At 50.6% G+C, this 19537-nt stretch carries 15 protein-coding genes and 1 pseudogene; all 16 read left to right on the forward strand.

The genetic code is table 11. The features are described from left to right. Nucleotides 1-2: 2 nt before the first annotated feature. The 16 genes and pseudogenes from hcp to tssA all read left to right on the forward strand — a co-directional run bounded on the left by hcp (nucleotide 3) and on the right by tssA (nucleotide 19517). Entirely contained in the window at nucleotides 3-494 is a 492-nt protein-coding gene (gene hcp / locus AC0LWE_RS09270) for a type VI secretion system effector Hcp (RefSeq protein WP_449550128.1), read from the forward strand. Between the two features lie 170 nt (nucleotides 495-664). After that, nucleotides 665-3319: a type VI secretion system ATPase TssH gene (tssH, locus tag AC0LWE_RS09275; protein WP_474265303.1), complete on the forward strand. Its 2655-nt coding sequence runs from the start codon at nucleotides 665-667 to the stop codon at nucleotides 3317-3319. Beyond that, on the forward strand, nucleotides 3316-5673 hold the full coding sequence (locus AC0LWE_RS09280) for a type VI secretion system Vgr family protein (RefSeq protein WP_474265305.1): 2358 nt from the start codon (nucleotides 3316-3318) through the stop codon (nucleotides 5671-5673). Before tssH ends, AC0LWE_RS09280 begins: the two co-directional genes overlap by 4 nt. Before the next feature lie 11 nt (nucleotides 5674-5684). After that, the gene (locus AC0LWE_RS09285; RefSeq protein ID WP_474265307.1) at nucleotides 5685-7985 is read left to right on the forward strand and encodes a lysozyme family protein; all 2301 of its coding nucleotides are present in this window, start codon (nucleotides 5685-5687) and stop codon (nucleotides 7983-7985) included. Next, complete coding sequence (locus tag AC0LWE_RS09290) at nucleotides 7985-8200, forward strand: hypothetical protein (RefSeq protein WP_474265309.1); 216 nt, start codon at nucleotides 7985-7987, stop codon at nucleotides 8198-8200. Before AC0LWE_RS09285 ends, AC0LWE_RS09290 begins: the two co-directional genes overlap by 1 nt. 26 nt (nucleotides 8201-8226) lie before the next feature. Beyond that, the gene (locus tag AC0LWE_RS09295) at nucleotides 8227-8355 is read left to right on the forward strand and encodes a lysozyme inhibitor LprI family protein (RefSeq protein WP_474265436.1); all 129 of its coding nucleotides are present in this window, start codon (nucleotides 8227-8229) and stop codon (nucleotides 8353-8355) included. A 176-nt stretch (nucleotides 8356-8531) separates the two neighbouring features. Continuing rightward, nucleotides 8532-8794 (forward strand): annotated as a pseudogene (locus AC0LWE_RS09300) (PAAR domain-containing protein). Between the two features lie 204 nt (nucleotides 8795-8998). Beyond that, on the forward strand, nucleotides 8999-10072 hold the full coding sequence (locus AC0LWE_RS09305; RefSeq protein WP_474265312.1) for a glycoside hydrolase family 19 protein: 1074 nt from the start codon (nucleotides 8999-9001) through the stop codon (nucleotides 10070-10072). 22 nt (nucleotides 10073-10094) lie between these two features. After that, nucleotides 10095-10841, forward strand: a complete 747-nt coding sequence (locus tag AC0LWE_RS09310) for a hypothetical protein (RefSeq protein ID WP_202693930.1) — start codon at nucleotides 10095-10097, stop codon at nucleotides 10839-10841. 146 nt (nucleotides 10842-10987) lie between these two features. Then, nucleotides 10988-11449, forward strand: a complete 462-nt coding sequence (locus AC0LWE_RS09315; protein ID WP_474265315.1) for a hypothetical protein — start codon at nucleotides 10988-10990, stop codon at nucleotides 11447-11449. 21 nt (nucleotides 11450-11470) lie between these two features. Beyond that, a complete protein-coding gene (locus AC0LWE_RS09320; protein ID WP_474265317.1) occupies nucleotides 11471-12391 on the forward strand; it encodes an N-acetylmuramidase family protein in 921 nt (306 codons plus the stop codon). Then, nucleotides 12354-12848 carry a hypothetical protein gene (locus AC0LWE_RS09325; protein WP_474265319.1) on the forward strand — a complete coding sequence of 165 codons (495 nt, stop codon included), beginning with the start codon at nucleotides 12354-12356 and terminating at the stop codon, nucleotides 12846-12848. Before AC0LWE_RS09320 ends, AC0LWE_RS09325 begins: the two co-directional genes overlap by 38 nt. A gap of 94 nt (nucleotides 12849-12942) precedes the next feature. Next, complete coding sequence (locus tag AC0LWE_RS09330; RefSeq protein WP_474265321.1) at nucleotides 12943-13206, forward strand: PAAR domain-containing protein; 264 nt, start codon at nucleotides 12943-12945, stop codon at nucleotides 13204-13206. A gap of 275 nt (nucleotides 13207-13481) precedes the next feature. After that, entirely contained in the window at nucleotides 13482-14393 is a 912-nt protein-coding gene (locus AC0LWE_RS09335) for a hypothetical protein (RefSeq protein ID WP_474265323.1), read from the forward strand. Further along, nucleotides 14390-17743, forward strand: a complete 3354-nt coding sequence (locus AC0LWE_RS09340; protein ID WP_474265325.1) for an ImcF-related family protein — start codon at nucleotides 14390-14392, stop codon at nucleotides 17741-17743. The genes AC0LWE_RS09335 and AC0LWE_RS09340 overlap by 4 nt, the downstream gene beginning before the upstream one ends. Nucleotides 17744-17909: 166 nt before the next feature. After that, nucleotides 17910-19517 carry a type VI secretion system protein TssA gene (gene tssA / locus AC0LWE_RS09345; RefSeq protein WP_474265327.1) on the forward strand — a complete coding sequence of 536 codons (1608 nt, stop codon included), beginning with the start codon at nucleotides 17910-17912 and terminating at the stop codon, nucleotides 19515-19517. Nucleotides 19518-19537: the final 20 nt, after the last annotated feature.

A 19537-nucleotide genomic window follows, 5' to 3' on the forward strand; every position in this document is an offset into this window, starting at 1 on the left:
ATATGGCAATTCCAGTCTACCTGTGGCTGAAGGATGATGGCGGTGCGGACATCAAAGGGTCTGTGGACGTCAAGGACCGCGAAGGCAGCATCGAAGTGGTGGCACAGGAACATACCCTCTACATCCCGACCGACAACAATACCGGCAAGCTGACAGGTACCCGTATCCACACCCCGTTCCTCTTCACCAAGGAAATCGACTCCTCCAGCCCGTACCTGTACAAGGCGGTGACGACGGGCCAGACCCTGAAGTCTGCCGAATTCAAGTGGTACAAAATCAATGATGCGGGTCAGGAAGTCGAATATTTCAACACCAAGCTGGAAAACGTGAAACTGGTGAAAGTCGCGCCGAAAATGCATGACATTAAGGACCCGGCTTACGAGAAGCATAATCACCTCGAACAGATTGAACTGCGTTACGAAAAAATCACCTGGACCTACAAAGACGGCAACATCATTCATTCCGATTCCTGGAACGAACGCGCCACCGCGTAATCCCTGCAGCAGACGGTTTTCCGTCTGCTGTTTTTGTTTTGCACAGCGTCTGCCCCGCGGACGTTCTGCAAAACAGCAATACATTTTTCTGCACTGACCTTATGGGCCTCGGTTAACGGCCAGGGGCGGTAGCGTGCCTGAACGACAATAACAGGAGCAAGAAGAAGCACATGGAACACCAGTCAGCAGTTCTGTTACGACGACTTAACCCTTACTGCGCAAAAGCGCTGGAATCAGCGGCTTCTCTGTGTCAGACCCGGGCGCATGCTGAAATCCTCCCCGAACACTGGCTGTTGAAACTGCTGGAGCAGGGCGAAGGCGACCTCATCGTGCTGGCCCGTCGTTACGAATGGGATATGGACGCCATCTGGCAGGATTTGCTGACACACCTTGATCGCCTACCGCGTTCTGTTCGCCAACGCCCGCAGCTGTCAGATAACCTGGAAGCCCTGTTGAAACAGGCGTGGATGTCGGCGTCCTTGCAGAGCGAAGATCACATCCGCAGCCTGCATCTGCTGATGGCGTTGACGGAAAGCCCGAAACTCATTCGCTGCGATGGCCTGTGGCCGTTGTTCTCGCTGGGTCAGAACCAGCTTGAACGTCTGTGTCCGTTGCTGGATACGCAGTCCGACGAACGCCCGGACATGCAGCTGGATGAAGAATTAGCCAAAAGCGATGAGGTTGAGTTTGTGGGGAGTCCGATCAGTGCTGACGTTACAGAAGGTGAACTGTCGCCAGCGTTACAGAACGCGCTGGATAAATTTACCCTCGACGTCACTGCCAAAGCGAAAGAGGGCAAAATCGACCCGGTCTTCGGGCGCGATACGGAAATCCGTCAGATGGTGGATATCCTCTCCCGCCGCCGCAAGAACAACCCAATCCTGGTCGGTGAACCGGGAGTGGGCAAAACCGCGCTGGTGGAAGGGCTGGCGCTGCGCATTGCTGAGGGCAATGTGCCGGAAAGCCTGAAAACCGTGGTGCTGCGTACCCTCGACCTTGGTCTTTTACAGGCGGGCGCAGGCGTAAAGGGCGAGTTCGAACAGCGCCTGAAAAACGTCATTGATGCCGTACAGCATTCGCCGGTCCCTGTCCTTCTGTTCATCGACGAAGCGCATACCATCATCGGTGCGGGCAACCAGGCCGGGGGCGCGGATGCGGCCAACCTGCTGAAGCCTGCGCTGGCACGCGGTGAGCTGCGCACCATCGCGGCCACCACCTGGAGCGAGTACAAACAGTATTTTGAGCGTGATGCCGCGCTGGAGCGCCGCTTCCAGATGGTCAAAGTCGATGAACCTGACGATGATACTGCCTGCCTGATGCTGCGAGGCCTGAAATCCCGCTACGCGGAACATCACGGTGTACACATCACCGATGATGCATTAAAAGCCGCCGTGACTCTCTCCCGGCGCTACCTGACGGGCCGCCAGCTGCCGGATAAAGCCGTCGACCTGCTCGACACTGCATCTGCCCGCGTACGCATGAGCCTCGATACCGTGCCGGAAGTGCTGACACGGTACCGGGCGCAACTCACGGCGCTAGAGCTCGAAAATCAGGCGCTGCTGGAAGATATTGCGCTGGGTGGAAACCACCACGGTGAGCGACTGACCGCGATTGAACAACAGCAGAACGACCTGATTGTCGAGCTCGACGAGCTGGAGAGCCAGTACGGCCGCGAGCTGAGCCTGACGGAAAAGCTGCTGGCCGTGCGCCAGGACATCAGTCGCCAGAGCGATATCGCCGCGCTGCGACAGCAACTTTCTGAGTTGCAGGGCAACGCGCCGCTACTATCACTGGACGTGGACACCCGCATCGTGGCGAACGTGATTGCCGACTGGACCGGTGTACCGCTCTCTTCCCTGATGAAGGATGAACAGACAGAACTGCTCCATCTGGAAAGCGAAATCGGTAAACGCGTGGTCGGGCAGGACGCGGCGCTGAATGCCATTGCGCAACGTCTGCGGGCCTCCAAAACCGGGCTGACGCCGGAGAATGGGCCGCAGGGCGTATTCTTACTGACTGGCCCGAGCGGCACCGGCAAGACTGAAACTGCGCTGGCACTGGCCGATGTGCTGTACGGCGGTGAAAAGTCGCTGATTACCATCAACCTCTCCGAATACCAGGAGCCGCATACTGTCAGCCAGTTGAAAGGCTCTCCTCCGGGCTACGTGGGATACGGCCAGGGCGGCATCCTCACGGAAGCGGTGCGCAAGCGTCCGTACAGCGTGGTGCTGCTCGATGAAGTGGAAAAAGCCCATCGCGACGTGATGAACCTGTTTTACCAAGTGTTTGACCGGGGCTTTATGCGCGACGGCGAAGGGCGAGAAATCGATTTTCGCAATACCGTGATTCTGATGACATCGAATCTCGGCGGTGACCATCTGATGCAGTTGCTGGACGAGCAGCCGGATGCGACCGAAGCTGACCTGCACGAGCTCGTGCGTCCGCTCCTGCGCGACCATTTTCAGCCAGCCTTATTAGCCCGCTTTCAGACGGTGATTTACCGTCCTCTCAATGAGCCTGCAATGCGCACCATCGTGGAAATGAAGCTTGCACGGGTAAGCCAGCGTTTGCATCGCCACTACGGACTTACCACTCACATCGGTGAAAGTCTGTATGACACCCTGACGTCTGCCTGTCTGCTGCCGGATACCGGCGCGCGTAACGTCGACAGCCTGCTCAACCAGCAAATCCTGCCGGTGCTGAGTCAGCAGTTGCTGAGCCATATGGCTGCTAAGCAAAAACCGTCCTCATTGCAACTGACCTGGGATGATGAACAGGGCATTGTGCTGGCATTTGATCAACAGGTAGAAGGTGAGGTGTCATGAGCAGTTCCCTGACCAACAAGGCAACCGAGGCTGTGCAACAGCTTTTAGGCCAGTCACGCTATCGCGTTGATGTACATGCCTGTACTGAATTTTTGGATGTGTTGCGTTACAACGCCGTTGAATCACTTAGCCAGCCATGGCGCTATAACGTGGTAGTTACCTGCTCCTCTGCGGATATTGCCTGCGACACGTTACTGTTGAAACCGGCGTCATTTACTTTCCAGATACCGGTGTTTGACGGAACACCGCCGCTGCCGGTGCGAAGCGTATTTGGCGTGGTGGAGTCGTTTCGTCGAATATCCACGTCCAGTGATGATACCTTTTACGCCCTGACGCTCGTTCCCCGTATTGCCCTTCTGGACTATACGAAAGGGAGCGAGATCTACCTTAATCAGTCGGTCACTGAAGTGGTTGAACAGGTATTGCGTAAGCACGGTCTGGAGGGGCCAGACTTTGAGTTCCGGCTCTCCCGCGAATATCCACCTCGTGAGCTCATCACCCAGTGGCGGGAAACTGACCTGGCGTTTATCCAGCGCCTGCTGGCAGAAGTGGGCATTTACTGGCGCTATGAAATGGACAGCCGTCTTGAACAGGACGTGGTGATTTTTCAGGACAGCCAGCAGCAGTATGAATTTGGCGTCACGCTGCCATTACGCAACCAGGCCGGGATGAGTGACAGCGGGCAGGAGAGTCTCTGGGATATTCAGACCGCATATAACGTGGTAAGCGGAAGTGTCGCCACCCGTGACTACAACTACCGTGATGCCCTGGCGCCTCAGGACAGCGCCGAATGCATTTTCAGCAAGGAAGGGATCACCACCGGGGAAACGTACCATTATGCGGAACCCTTCCTGACAGCAGATGACGCTGAAAGCACCGAGACCGGGGCATACTTTGCCCGTCTGCGTCACGAACGCATCCTGAACGCGCAGTATCGCGTCACTGGGCACTCCTCCAGTCCCCATCTGGCCCCCGGTCAGGTGCTGGAAACGGACGGCATCTTACCCGATGCCGTGAAAGACGGCATCCTTATCACCACGGTGCGCACCAGCGGTTCACGCAAAAGTAGCTTTACGTTGACGTTTGAGGGGTTCCCTTACAGCGAAACCGTCTGCTACCGTCCCGCACTGCTCAGCCGCCCGGTGATATCCGGCTCACTGCCAGCTCGCGTGGAAAGCACGCAAAAAGGCGACACCTATTCCTGGCTCGATTCTGACGGGCGCTACCGGGTGAAGCTGGACTTCGATCGCAACAGTCCTGAAGAGGGTTATGCCTATTTGTGGCTTCGGCTGGCGAAACCCTATGCCGGTGATACTTACGGTTTCCACTCCCCGCTTATCGACGGAACCGAAGTGGCCGTCGTTTTTGACAGTGGGGATCCGGATCGACCTTACATCGCCTGTGCCCTGCATGACTCAGAACATCCGGATCATGTCACCCGTGACAATCATACGCGGAACGTCTGGCGTACTCCGGCAAACAATAAGCTGCGGATGGAGGATAAGCGGCAGGAAGAGCATATCAAGCTCGCGACGGAATACGGAAAAACGCAGCTGAACATGGGGCATCTGGTGAATGGCCAGCGTGAAAAACGCGGTGCCGGTTTTGAACTGCGAACGGATGAGCATGGCGCTGTACGTGCGGCAAAAGGCCTGTTCCTGACGGCTGATGCACAGGCCAAGGCACAGGGCCCGGTGCTGGAAATGGCACCCGCTGTTAACCAGATAAATCAGGCCAACAGGCAGATGCAGGCGCTGAACAGCGCCGCAGAAGCGGCCGGTGCCCTGGTATCTGATATCAACACCCAGATAAGCCTTGTCACCGACATAATCAAAGACCTTCAGTCTGCCGTGCTTCTGGGCAGTGCTCCACAGGGCGTGGCATTCACCTCAGGGGAACATCTTCAGCTGAGCAGCACCCGTAATACGATGATCAATGCAGGCCAGCATCTCGATGTCGGGGCCATGGAAAACCTGTCCGTGACCGTGGAAAAAGCCCTCGGGATGTTTGTGCATAAAGGCGGGGCGAAGATTGTCGCCAACCAGGGAGACATCGAGATTCAGGCTCAGCACAACACGATGGCCCTGTTTTCTGAAAAACAGCTGACGGTGAGCAGTAGTGAGGATGAAATTATTATCAGTACCCCGGAAACCTTGACGCTTAACGGTGGCGGGTCTTACCTGAGGCTGAGTAAGAACGGGATTGAACACGGTTCCTCCGGTGATTTCATTGTGAAATCATCTCGCTATCAGGTGCCATTAAGTGGTGCATCTCTCGATACTGATATGCCAGTCTACAACAAAACCTCACTTGAACTTCTGCCCCCTGCGACAGATGGCAATATGTCACGCTAAGGATTGCTGGAATGAAAATATGTTTCCCGGTACGCAAACAGAATGGTAGCGAATACTCCACTCTGGAAGAGGTGATGGGAGTGATCGGTCGTGAGCCTCACGGCTCCTGGCTTGCGGGGACCAATCAACTCTGGCATGGCGGTTTTCACGTCAGCGAGGTGTCAGCACCCGGGTCAGTATTGACCGCCGACAATATCGATACTGCCGTACCCTTGCAGTGTATGGTGCAGGGTGAGGTGGTTGCCTGGCGCCTGAATCAGGACTACAGAAAAGCTGATTACAACGGGAAAGCCCTGCAATATTCCAGCACCTTTGTGCTGGTGAAATCGATATGTAAGCCCGATCCGGATAAAGCGAACAGCTGGCTGGAGTTTTACTCGCTTTATATGGGGCTTGCTCCGTTATCGGTCTACCCCAAAAGAAAATGTATGAAGGCCACCACTACGGTCATTAAACACCCTGCGGGGAAATGTGAAACCAGCGCTTCAGCGGATGGGGTGGCTGATATTTCTTCGGGCAAAGGGGAGCTGAGCAAAGATAGCCGGGTCATTATTCTGCGCGAAACATTGTTTAAAAATAAAGGTGCAACTCAGCCCTTTGGTCTGGCGAAAATGCTGAATGCCGGTGGCGAGGCCACGGGGGAAGCCTTCTGGGTCACCATGCTGCCTGAATATATGGCACCCGATGGTGAACAATATGCGCAGATGCCCGCCTGGATGCAAAAAGCGAACGCTCAGGGCATGTTCGATTCGGTGAGCAAACCGTCAGCAAAACTGGAAATGGAAGCCGGAGAGGCAATTGGTTTTCTGGCTGAAGATATCGCCCCGGCGGGTAAAAGTCAGGTGACGTCCAGCCACTTTTCGCATATCGAGGTGATCAGCAGTGATGCCCGGATGCCGGATTTTCTGAATAATCCCGGGCAGGTGACCAGCGGGCAGAAATTCATTCGCCTGCATCCGGAAGCCGATTTGTATACCCGGTCAGGCTCGGGTGAGCAGACTGTGTTTACGAAAACGGGGACCAAAACACCAAAAGACAGTACTAAAATCCTTCGTGTGGCAGATTGCAGTCCGTTTGAAGACGCGCAGCATCAGACCTGGTTTAAGGTCAGCGGCCACAGCTGGATGAATCAGAGTGGTATCGATCAGATAAACCAGTATGACCTGAAGGAACGGGGTTTTAGTCCCCTGGAGCAGGACGCCTCACCGGATGTGTCGAAATCACTGCGAGAAAACTGGGTCAAATGGGCTTATGACTGGTTGTCAGCACAGGTCGGTCAGGCTCAGGGGATACATGAAAAACAGGTCTCGGCTTTTTATAAAGCGATGGTCAAAAAGACAGATTCGGATGGTGACGGCCAGCTGACCGGAAGGGAGCTTTACAACGCACTGCATCACCCGGAAGCCGGAGTGAGAGATATCGCGGCCCGTCTGGTGGTGAAGCATGACAGTGAGTGGTTTGGGGGGAGCAGTCATCACCGCTGGTCCGTTTTTTTCCAGAATTATGACAGGCTACGCATGGCATATGCCAGACAATGGCTGGATGACTGTGAGTGGATGAGTAAGGTGGAGGCATTCAGGAGTGGTGCCCCGGTGTGGCATTTTCATCCGGTAATGTTTTTGGATGCTATAAATGATTCAGATGCAGATGAAATGGATTTAAAGTGGCTGAACGTGGCTAAAGGGCAACTGACATTTAACTCTGAAGGTAATGATATAGAAAATAGTATTTATTTTTCACGACACCCGCATGTTCCAAATAATAGAGGTGTAGTTATAGGCATTTCTGGTGTTACTTTTGGCCGAGGTTTAGATCTGGGGCAACAGTCAAGATCATATATCCAAAGTCTCTTTCGCGAAATGGAAAAAAACACCAAACCATTATCAGCATCACTAACTAAATGGCTTCTTGGTAGTGTGGCATTGCAGGGGGCAGCGGCGCTGACCTATTGCAATAGCATAGATCAACATGTTCCTAAAATTGAACAGTTCCTCACTCGTAAGCAACAGTACTTTCTCTTTAATGCCGTTTATTCTCATCAATATGAGATAACAAATCGCGTACTTTCAAAAGGTACTGAGATTGATCAAGTCATGGTGACTGCAAACCTTGATTCATATGATCAGAGCGTACAAGATGTTTTGGTTGACTTAACATTTAGAGGCGATAACTCACCAAGGACAAGGCGTTATTTTCTGAACGATTTAGTTAACGGAAAGGAAAAATTCAAAGCTAATATTTCCAACACTCATTGGAAAGATGCATTTGGTGTTCCAACTGAAAGATTTAATTCAAGAAAAGGCTTTTTATAATGAACAGATTAATCAACGTAATTGTATTTATGAGCATCTTTTCTTTGACTGTTCATGCTACATCCCAGGACGAGCTATCTAACTATCAAGAAATAAAATCCAAATTAGAAAAATCAGATAAGGAACTTAATATTTTATATAAATCACAAATTGATGAATATAAAAAAGAGGGGGGGCATTTTATGGACAGAATGAATCACGGGATATTTACCTGAAAAAATCGCAACAGGCATGGATAAAAATTAAGGATGCTGATTGTGCTTATGAAACATACGAATCTAAAAAAGGTACGGGATTTCAAAGTATATACTTACAATGCCTTCTTGAAAAAACAAATAGTAGGATTGAATATCTAAAAAGGAATAATTAGTAAACCCCATCCCGCGTGGAGGAATATGTTTATATTGTAGGCGTGATTTTCATCTCTCTATTAGTTTCATTGTCCGTAAATTCAGGTGCTGTTAAATATAAAATGGAGCGAGCTTGAGGAGGTGTAAGTATTAAAATGGTATTAATACACCCCTATCAATAATATCTAGAGCACAGATGCTGGGAATTATTTGTATTGGAGATAAATCCACTCATGGTGACACACTTCAGTCCTGTTCATCTGAGATGATATTTGGTGGTATAGATGTCGCTCGTAAAGGGGATATAGTCTCATGCTCCGTCGAAGGGCATGACCTTACGTCCATTGTGGAAGGACTCCCGACTATCTGGACAACGGTATTTCATTTTCATTTCATGGTAATAAGTGTGGCTGCGGCTTTTCGCTTATTACGTCATTACCGGATGTGCTGGTCGGATAATTATTAGTGTTAACCTTCGAATAAAGTATCGGATACATCACGCTAAGGATTGCTGGAATGAAAATATGTTTCCCGGTACGCAAACAGAATGGTAGCGAATACTCCATTCTGGAAGAGGTGATGGGGGTGACTGGTCGTGAGCCTCACGGTTCCTAGCTTGCGGGGACCAATCAACTGTGGCATGGCGGTCTTCACGTCAGCGAAGTGTCAGCACCCAGGTCAGTACAGGTCTCGGCTTTTTATAAAGCGATGGTCAAAAAGACAGATTCGGATGGTGACGGCCAGCTGACCGGAAGGGAGCTTTACAACGCACTGCATCACCCGGAAGCCGGAGTGAGAGACATCGCGGCCCGTCTGGTGGTGAAGCATGACAGTGAATGGTTTGGGGGGAGCAGTCATCACTGCTGGTCCGTGTTTTTCCAGAATTATGACAAGCTACGCATGGCATATGCCAGACAATGGCTGGATGACTGTGAGTGGATGAGTAAGGTGGAGGCATTCAGCAGCGGGCAGCCTGTATGGCATATGCATCCGATAGTGTTTTTGAATGCAATTGTGAATATAGGTACTATCCATATTACTCCGGAAATGCTTTATAAAGTCTTTGATGGCTTAAAATCACCTGCAAAGCTCTCCTTTCTTCAAGAAATTGCAGATGAGATTAATAATCATGGAAGTGAATATAAACTAGATAACTTATTGAGAGTTAATCACTTCTTTGCGCAGATTAGGGAGGAGATGGGAGAGATGGTAAGTCCTGTTGAAGGCCTCAATTATAGTGAAGAGGGTTTAAATGCTAATTTTAGCTATTTTAGATCTCATCCTGCAGAAGCAAAGGAATACTCCTATGCGAAAGTTAATGGAAAGATTACAAAACATGCAAATGAGATTGCTATCGCTGATAGGGTTTATGCAAATAGGCTAGGTAATGGGAATGTTTCGTCAGGCGATGGTAGTACATACAGAGGTAGAGGTGGTATTCATCTCACAGGGAAAGTAAATTATCAGGGTTTTTCTGATTATTATAAAAAGCACTGGGATAATAATGTTGATTTTATAAACATCCCTTCTGTACTCGAAGAAGGAGTCTACTGTGTGCGTTCCGCAGTTTACTTCTGGCTCCGCGAAAAACTTTATGATCTTGCAGATCAGGGAGATAAAGGCGCAATAGTAGATAAAATCACAGCAAAAGTGAATCTATATACAACCAGTTATGCAAAACGTCGAGATCATTTTGAACGTATAAAATCAAATAACATCTTTATCGATGCTTTTTAATTAATTAAAAATCGAGGTTGGTATGACTAAAATTAATACTTATTTTGGTGTTAGTGCACTGTTCTTGAGTGCTTCAATTCATGCTGCATATATGCCATACGTTGTAAGTAATTATGAAGGTCATATTGGCGAATATCCTGTGCATTTGTCACTTCAATATTGTGATTTTGGAAAAAATATAAATATTGAAGGAAGTTATTATTACAATAACCACAGGGCACCAATCCCTTTATACGGTGTAAATGAATCAAATTCAATTGTGTTATGCGAGGTCAATAACGACGATAACTTCGATAGGTATATTGTTCAGGGTGAAAATTTTGACTTGTCAAAATGTCCTTTTAAACTTGCAAGAGACCCAACTGGCTTAGTTGGTGAGTGGCACAATGAACGGTCAACTTTGAATGTTGATTTAAAAGCAACAATCCGACTTAATGAAGGTGTTCTACATGGATCTGCAAAAGAAATCGATATTCCATTTTGGGGACAGACGAAACAACATAGCTTTATTGGTATTTATGAAGTAAGCAACGATGGCATTGCAATAAATAAAGTTAATGTTGTGGAAAAAGCAAATGGTAAAATAATTCAAACCATCAACCCACAGTTGAAAGGGTGTGAATTTGGATCTTATATGACATCTATTTTTCAGAATATAGAAAATGATGGCTCGCAAGTTCGTTTGAATTGCTACAGTACGGGAGGGGATGTGAGTGTTAATTACAGTTTAAATAAGAAAACTTTTCGCTATGGCATTGTCGATAAATAATGGTTTGTTTAAATGCACATAAAATTGACTGTATTGAATTGGATGCACCGGCACTGAAATGAGTGAGATTTTAAAAAAAAGATACACTTGGGCTATATTAATTGTAAATAATGAAAAGGGAATTTTATGCAAGGAATGATTTGTATGTGACGTCCAGCCACTTTTCGCATATCGAGGTGATCAGCAGTGATGCCCGGATGCCGGATTTTCTGAATAATCCCGGGCAGGTGACCAGCGGACAGAAATTCATTCGCCTGCATCCGGAAGCCGATTTGTATACCCGGTCAGGCTCGGGCGAGCAGAGTGTGTTTACGAAAACGGAGACCAAAACACCAAAAGACAGTACCAAAATCCTTCGTGTGGCAGATTGCAGTCCGTTTGAAGACGCGCAGCATCAGACCTGGTTTAAGGTCAGCGGCCACAGCTGGATGAATCAGAGTGGTATCGATCAGATAAACCAGTATGACCTGAAGGAACGGGGTTTTAGTCCCCTGGAGCAGGACGCCTCACCGGATGTGTCGAAATCACTGCGAGAAAACTGGGTCAAAGGGGCTTATGACTGGTTGTCAGCACAGGTCGGTCAGGCTCAGGGGATACATGAAAAATAGGTCTCGGCTTTTTATAAAGCGATGGTCAAAAAGACAGATTCGGATGGTGACGGCCAGCTGACCGGAAGGGAGCTTTACAACGCACTGCATCACCCGGAAGGCGGAGTGAGAGACATCGCGGCCCGTCTGGTGGTGAAGCATGACAGTGAATGGTTTGGGGGGAGCAGTCATCACCGCTGGTCTGTGTTTGTCCAGAATTATGACAGGCTACGCATGGCATATGCCAGACATTGGCTGGATGACTGTGAGTGGATGAGTAAGGTGGAGGCATTCAGGAGTGGTGCCCCGGTGTGGCATTTTCATCCGGTAATGTTTTTGGATGCGCTAAACAATATGTCTCTCCCTGTTACACCTGTAAATGGAAAATTGGAGCCCCTAGATTTCATTACCTTCTATAAAGGTGACTCGATAGATGATGCGGATTACCAGTTGGCAGCAACAAGCTTATCTTGCGAGGTTGCTGCTATAAAAGCGGTTGCTCAAACTGAGACGGGTAATTACGGGAGTTATTTTAAATTCCAAAGTGATGACGATTATGTTCCGGCGATTCTGTTCGAAAGACATCATTTTAGTAAGTACACCCATGGGGCATATGATTCTCAAACGGACATTTCCAACTCTGATGCAGGCGGCTATGGCGCTATATCAACTCAGTATCCGAAACTGGTGCGTGCTTATGCGTTAAATAAAAGAGCTGCATTAATGTCTGCATCGTGGGGTAAATTCCAAATATTAGGTTCGAATTATGCTGCTGCGGGCTATTCCTCTCCGGAAGCATTCGTGATGGCAATGTCTGAGTCAGAGAAAAATCAGTTAAAAGCATTTGTTGCTTTTATTAAGTTTGATGCCACCTTGTTAACGTCTATAAGAAACAAAGATTGGTTAACGTTTGCGCGAGCATATAATGGTAAAAAGCAAAAAGGGTATGATAAAAAAATGTAGAAAAATTATGAAGTTAATGGGAAATAGAGTTTGTTGGTATGTTTGCTTATTGACGATTTTTTCCAGTTCTCTATTGGCACAAGATGAGTATTTTTCTTGCAACACTTCAAAAGGTGTCGCAACGTTAACTATAAAAAACAATCAATTAATATACAGAACGGAAGGCGATAAAGGTAAGTTCGAGTTTAGTTCAAACGCACCTACATATGATAAATTTCTATATAATCATTACTCACGGTTCCAAACTGATTATTTAACAATAAGTTTTATTAATAGTAGTTACGAGTATTCTATATTTAGCAGCTATGAAAACAACAAAGAAGAAAAAGGTGTTTCTGTGCTGAATGTAAAATCAAAAAAAGAATATAAATACGATTGTATCAAAACCAAAACTGATAACCTTATTGCTTTAACTGAAAAGTTGCAATGTAACAAAGACAGTGCTCTTGGTTGTTAGTGAGAGGTTAAATAATAAATTCAATTTATTTAGATGTTGATAAAGAGTAATTATGACTATTTAGTGATTCAGCATGCTTTTCCCAGGAGGATATATGTTAGGAATTATTCGCATTGGAGATAAAACCACTCATGGTGGCGCAGTTCAGTCCGGCTCTGCTGAGATGATATTTGGTGGTATAGGTGTAGCCCGTAAAGGGGATAAAGTTTCATGTCCCGTCGAAGGGCATGGCCCCACGACCATTGTGGAAGGACTCCCCGACTATCTGGACAACGGTATTCCAGTTGCGTTTCATGGGCATAAGTGTGGCTGTGGCTGTACGCTTATTACCTCCTTACCGGATGCGCTGGTTGGATAATTATGCCGGTTAATCTTGATGACATCCCGGATATAGAACCGAATGTGCCCAGACCCGTCACCTTCCGCTGGGTTATAACGTTCTTCGCGATCTTGCTCGTCGGTCTGGGTTTGACACTCTGGCTCTGGGAAGGGGAGCGGTCAGGTTTGAAATTTTGGTTCACGGCTGTCGCTCTTCCAGTCCTGATGTGGGGACTGGTGTTCGCTGTTCGTCGGACAGGATACAAACTGGAACGTGTCGGTACGTACGCCCGGAACAAAGAGCGGGAAGCACTGATGGCATCTGAAACGGCCAGAGGGCAACGTTTTGCATGGGTCATTGGGGAATGTTTGGTTAACGTGATTGAACCCGATGAAACAGATACCCGGCAGGCCATTGTGAATAAAACAGCCATGCTTGAACACGTAATCACCAGAGACGGTGTGAGTTCCATACGGCATTCCGCATTGCCGGAACAGGGCAGTCCAGAAGAGATTTTTTGCAGCTATATGGAAGACATCAGTGGTCAGGCCAGGGAGATTCTGGCACGACTTCCGGTGAGTATGCCGTGCTATCTGGCCTTTGATGGTAGTGCTAATGTTGAGGCGTTAGCGGATGCGTTAATTTCAAAAATACACTTTCCGCTGCGAAGAATTCGCGACCTGTCGGGTTTCACTATCCTGGATTACTGGCTTGATCGACATCATGATATACCTGCGGCATTACTGGTTATCAGCGTACAAATTTACGATGTTCCGCCCCAGGACAGCGGTGAAGCCATTGCCGCAATGCTACTGAGTAACCGCCGTCTGTCTGATATGGCCTCACCGTCTGTTCGCCTCCATCGTCCGCAAATCAGCACACAAGGTAATCTGCTCCTCGCACTGAACAGGGCAATGCTCTGGGCAAAACTGGACAGCACTGCACCACTTCGGGGGTGGATATCGGGCGGTAAGTTAGCCAGTGATGAGATCTGGAGTAATGCCTGTACTGCCATGGCACCAAAGCTGACGGTACAACGTAACGTCAGCATTGATACTGCCATTGGTTACGCCGGAGTCGTTGCCCCCTGGCAAGCAGCAATACTGGCATATCGTCAGTGTCTGGCCGACCATGAGCCCCAGATTGTTGCCATCGAATCTGCCCCTTCCTGTCATCAGTTATGCGCGGTGACCTCAAACATCAGGGATTGTGTAAATCAGTCATGAAAATCATATCCGTAATTGGCTCAGTCGTGTTGTTACTGATCTGCCTCACCCTGGCGGTGGCCGGTATTCTGTGGTTCTGGCCTGAGTTCGCTGCCAGCACCACAGGATTTGGTCCTTACGATGGTAAGGGGATTGCCCTGTGTTGCGCGATACTGGTAATGCTCATCGGTGGGTTGGCATGGCTTCTGGAACGTATATTCGAACAGGCAGGAAAAGCAGGTCTGCGTGTCTCCTGGAAAAAAAAACAAGAGGAAACTGAGAACGAGACCATCAAGACGGGATCTCATACCGATAAAGAAGACGCTAAATTTGAGTCGGATTTAATTGGCGAACACCTTCACCTGCGTTACGGTCGTCACTGGAAACGTAACGTACGCATTCTGCTGGTTCAGGGTGACGATACGGATATTGAGAAAGCTGCCCCAGGGCTAAATCGCGACCGGTGGCAGGAAGGCGACGGAATTGTGCTGATCCATGGTGGTAGCTTGCAGTCTGCCCCGGATGTGGCTTTTCTGTCAGAACTTAGCCTGTTACGCCCGCATCGACCGCTGGACGGCATTGTGCAGGTTATGAATGCCACGTCATTTCCTTCAGCGGCTGAGCGGGATGCTTTCCTGAGAAATCGTCAAAAAGCGGACAAACATCTCGGCTGGCAGGCTCCGGTCTGGCTGTGGCTGGCAGATACCGCCAGCGGCTCAGAGGGCAAGGGCACGGCAATCGGAGCATTATTTGGCCCTGGTGCAACACCTGAACAGGCTATTTCGTCATTAGATGAACTGGTGCCTCACCTGCGTCAGACGGGTATGGCCCAGATGCTGAATAACCCACTGCACGACTGGCTGTTGCGTCTCTCATCACGCTTGCAGGGGGAACTGAAGTCCAGTCTTTCCGTAGCATTGAACAGCCTGATGCAGGGAACTGCACCTTACCGGTTGCGGGGTGTCATGCTGAGCCCAGAACTGGCTGGTGCAGGGGCGGTCCCCCATGCCCGATTAAGCAGCCCGACCTGGCAGGCGCTGGACGAAGACAGCCAGAGGGTCCGTGCAAAAAAACTGACCTTCGACTGGCTTAAAGGACTGCGGCTGTTGCTGTTGGTTCTGGCTGTCCTGTGGGGGGCAGGTACCTTACTGTCTCTCATCGTTAACCGGGCACAGATCTATCAGGCGCAGGAGACGGCCAGGCAGGCGGCGGATACTGCAAAATCCCTGGCTGAACGCCTGCACAACCAGCTCGTACTCCAGCAAGCCATTGCCCGTCTGCAACACCGTGAGGCGACCGGCGCCCCGTGGTACACCCGTTTTGGCCTGAATCAGGACAGCGACACGCTGGCCGCACTCTGGCCGCTATATGCGAAGAACAACATACAGCTGATGAGGGATGCCACCGCAGACCATCTGAAGCAACAGCTGACCGCCTTTGTGAAGTTACCACCAGCCAGTGACGCCCGCACACAGGGCACTCAGCATACTTACGACGTACTCAAAAGTTATCTGATGATGGCCCGCCCGGATAAAGCGGACGCGGGGTGGCTTGCCAAAAATGTGGTGGCCTCATGGCCAAAGCGCCAGGCTGTGCAGGATGGAGCCTGGCAGGAAATGGCGCCGAAACTACTGGGCTTTTATGCGCAGAATCTGCCATCACACCCGGAATGGAAAATTAAGCCTGACGCTGAATTAATCAGCACGGTCCGTCAGATCCTGCTCAAACAGATAGGTCAACGTAACGCTGAATCAGGCCTGTATCAGGACATGCTCAAACGCATAGCCAGCAACTGGCCTGATTTAACGCTGGCTGATTTGACCGGTGATACCGATGCCTCAACGGTTTTCAGCACCGACGAAGTTGTGCCGGGAATGTTTACCCGCCAGGCCTGGGATGAACAGGTTCAGGATGCAATTGACCAGGTGGTCAAGACCCGCCGCGATGAAATCGACTGGGTACTGACGGATAAGACCCACCAGACGGGGAGCGATATTTCTCCGGAAGCGCTGAAAGCTCGTCTGACGGAGCGCTATTTTACCGACTTTGGCAATGCCTGGCTGAACATGGTCAACAGCATTCAGTGGCAGGAAGCCACGTCACTTTCCGAAGCGATTGCCCAGCTCAACCTGATCGGCGATGTTCGCCAGTCGCCACTGGTGGCACTGATGAACACGCTGGCCTGGCAGGGCAAAACAGGGCAGAAGGGCGAGGCACTGGCGGATTCAATAGTGGATTCGGCGAAAAAGCTGATCGGTCAGAAAAAGAACGCGAAACAGTTCATCGAGCAGGCTCAGGGACCTAAAGGGCCGCTCGACGGCGTCTTTGGCCCGTTGATGGGGCTGATGGAAGGTAAAGAAGGGACGGGAACCAACGGGAACCTCAGCTTCCAGTCCTGGCTTGCCCGCGTCACGCAGGTGCGCCTGAAGCTCCAGCAGGTCACCAGCGCACCGGATCCACAGGCTATGTCTCAAATGCTGGCACAGACCGTATTCCAGGGTAAAGCTATCGAGCTGACCGACACCCGCGACTACGGCAGTCTGGTTGCCGCAAGCCTCGGGCAGGAGTGGAGCGGGTTCGGCCAGTCGCTGTTTGTGCAGCCACTTGATCTGGCCTGGCGACAGGTGCTTGCCCCGGCTGCGGGAAGTCTCAATGCTCGCTGGCAATCAACCATTTTCGATCAGTGGAATAAGGCCTTTGCGGGACGCTATCCGTTTAAAGCCACCGGCAGCGATGCCTCGTTGCCGTTGCTGGCTCAGTTCCTTCGGAGTGACTCGGGTCGAATCACCACGTTCCTGAAAACGAACCTTGGCGGGATCCTTCATCAGGAGGGGAACCGCTGGGTTGTTGACCCTTCTGCAAGTCAGGGGATGGTTGTCAGTCCGGATTTCGTCCGAGCGATTAACCAGCTGGCAGAACTGTCAGATATCGTGTTCTCACAGGGTGACGCGAGCGTTCACTTTGAACTGATGGCTCGTCCTTCAAGGGATGTTGCCCGGGTGCAGCTGACTCTCGATGAGCAAAATCTGGACTATTTCAACCAGATGGAAAGCTGGCAAAGCTTCACCTGGCCTGGAAACACTGACTATCCTGGCGTGTCGCTTAGCTGGCGCAGTGTGAACAGTGGCATGCAGCTGTATGCCAATCATCAGGGCAACTGGGGATTTATCCGTTTACTGGACAAAGCGCTGATCACGCCTCTTGATGGCAGTCGCACCCAATTGGTATGGATCACCCCGGACGGCAACCCGCTGAAGTTGGTGATGCGCAGTGAATTGGGTGATGGCCCACTTGCCTTATTAAAACTCCAGGGGTTCAGTTTACCTGAATCGATCTTTAGCGTTACCCCTGTCGCAGAAGAGCTTCAGTAATGATGGATAGGAAACCTCACCCGACCAGACTTTTGTAAAACAGGTTGGTGGCAGGTCACCGGAGATCTTCAGTGAGGTAGACCGTTGGCGGGAAGCGACCGGGCTGAGTGACTGAAATGGAAGCTGTTGTGAAATTTATGAAAGAGACTGACAAACGGGAAAAAGAATGAGTTCACCGGACGATCTGTTAACGGCCTGCGCTACCAGCAAAGAAGAACAGCAGAGCCTCATCTCGCGGGCAAGTGATGCCATGTCACTTTGGGATAACTGGTTGCTCCCGTTCAGTTCCGGGCATGAAACCGGAGAGGATCCCGCCTACGACGATGATTTTCAGCTGATGCGGGAAGAGATCAATAAGCTGTCGGGGACGGATCCCGCACGATTGTGCGAACTGGCGCAGAAATGTCTTTGTGGAACCGCAAAAGATATACGCGTCGTCACCTGGTACATTCTGGCCCGCCTCAGCCAGGAAGGTGAGAAAGGAATGGTAGAAGGCCTTCTGCTCCTGGTCGCACTGCTGACACGTTTTGGTAGTGCATGTCATCCACAACGCCCGGCAGCCCGTAAAGCCGCGCTGGAGTGGCTGAACAGTGCAAAGGTCATTGATGCGTTGCAGCTATGGCCGGAAGTGGACAGCAATGATGCCGGGATGACCGCAGGAGCCATCAGCCTGCTGGCGTCCGCCGTTTCGGACTGGCCAGAAGAGGAAAGACCTTCTTTTGCAGGCCTCTGTACTGCGCTGGAAAACCGACTTGCACGCTCGGGCGGCATGGAAGCCCTGGTCCCCCAGAACAGTAGAGCTCAAGAGCACGGGCGTGAAGCTGCCCACTCGGATTCACCGCAACTTTCAGCAGTGAAATCGGGGCGCGATTTACTCGACCAGGCAAAGTTACTTTCCCGCTGGCTCGGTGAGCAATCGCAGGGCTGGCTTGCCTCCCATCGGCTGATAAAGACCGTCAGGTGGGATACGGTCGATCAGATCCCGCCGCTGGACAGCAACGGTCGTACCCGCCTGGTACCACCAAAACCAGAATACCGGGCTCAGTTGAAGCGCCTTTACCTCCAGAAAAACTGGACTGAGCTGGTAGAGCAGGCCAGCCAGATGTATTGCGAGGGCGTCAATCATTTCTGGCTTGATCTCCAGTGGTACCTCTGGCAGGGGCTCAGCCATGCCGGTCACCCTTGGGATACCTGGACCGATTCCATTCTTTTCGATCTGCGTCTGCTGCTTAAGCGTCTCCCGGGGCTCGACACGCTGGCATGGAATGACGGTACCCCGTTTGCTGACGAAGTGACCACCAGCTGGATTGCTGAAAAAGTGAATGAAGAAGGCCTGACGTACGGCGATGAACCCGCTACCGTCGTTAACAGCCAGGCTGATGATGTCTTGCTCCTTGAATCCGAAGCCATGGAGAAGGGTGATACGGAAGGGCCTGAGACGGCTCTGGCCTGGCTCCAGTCCCGACCGGGAATGGATACCCCTCGCCATCGCTGGCTGATACGCCTGCTGATGGCCCGGGTGGCAGAGCAGTACGGCCGTAACGAAATGGCGCTTCACCTGCTTGGCGAACTGACCGCCTGTGCTCCTCAGCTGACGCTGGGTGACTGGGAACCTGCTCTGTTGTTTGAGGTACAGGCCCGCCGTCTGAAATTGCTGCGCATGAAAGCCAGCCGCAGTGACTCCGATAAAACCCGTCTGATGCCCGAGATGGATGCCTTGCTTGCAGGGCTTATTGCCATCGACCCAGCACGTGCCATGGTGCTCTGTGGCTAATTTTCTCTTAAAAAACTTTC

This window comes from Lelliottia sp. RD5 (assembly GCF_056032945.1).

Coding starts and splice junctions, on each gene's coding strand:
- hcp (WP_449550128.1), top strand. CDS start 3: ATGGCAATTCCAGTCTACCTGTGGCTGAAGGATGATGGCGGTGCGGAC.
- tssH (WP_474265303.1), top strand. CDS start 665: ATGGAACACCAGTCAGCAGTTCTGTTACGACGACTTAACCCTTACTGC.
- AC0LWE_RS09280 (WP_474265305.1), top strand. CDS start 3,316: ATGAGCAGTTCCCTGACCAACAAGGCAACCGAGGCTGTGCAACAGCTT.
- AC0LWE_RS09285 (WP_474265307.1), top strand. CDS start 5,685: ATGAAAATATGTTTCCCGGTACGCAAACAGAATGGTAGCGAATACTCC.
- AC0LWE_RS09290 (WP_474265309.1), top strand. CDS start 7,985: ATGAACAGATTAATCAACGTAATTGTATTTATGAGCATCTTTTCTTTG.
- AC0LWE_RS09310 (WP_202693930.1), top strand. CDS start 10,095: ATGACTAAAATTAATACTTATTTTGGTGTTAGTGCACTGTTCTTGAGT.
- AC0LWE_RS09320 (WP_474265317.1), top strand. CDS start 11,471: ATGGTCAAAAAGACAGATTCGGATGGTGACGGCCAGCTGACCGGAAGG.
- AC0LWE_RS09325 (WP_474265319.1), top strand. CDS start 12,354: ATGGTAAAAAGCAAAAAGGGTATGATAAAAAAATGTAGAAAAATTATG.
- AC0LWE_RS09330 (WP_474265321.1), top strand. CDS start 12,943: ATGTTAGGAATTATTCGCATTGGAGATAAAACCACTCATGGTGGCGCA.
- AC0LWE_RS09335 (WP_474265323.1), top strand. CDS start 13,482: ATGGCATCTGAAACGGCCAGAGGGCAACGTTTTGCATGGGTCATTGGG.
- AC0LWE_RS09340 (WP_474265325.1), top strand. CDS start 14,390: ATGAAAATCATATCCGTAATTGGCTCAGTCGTGTTGTTACTGATCTGC.
- tssA (WP_474265327.1), top strand. CDS start 17,910: ATGAGTTCACCGGACGATCTGTTAACGGCCTGCGCTACCAGCAAAGAA.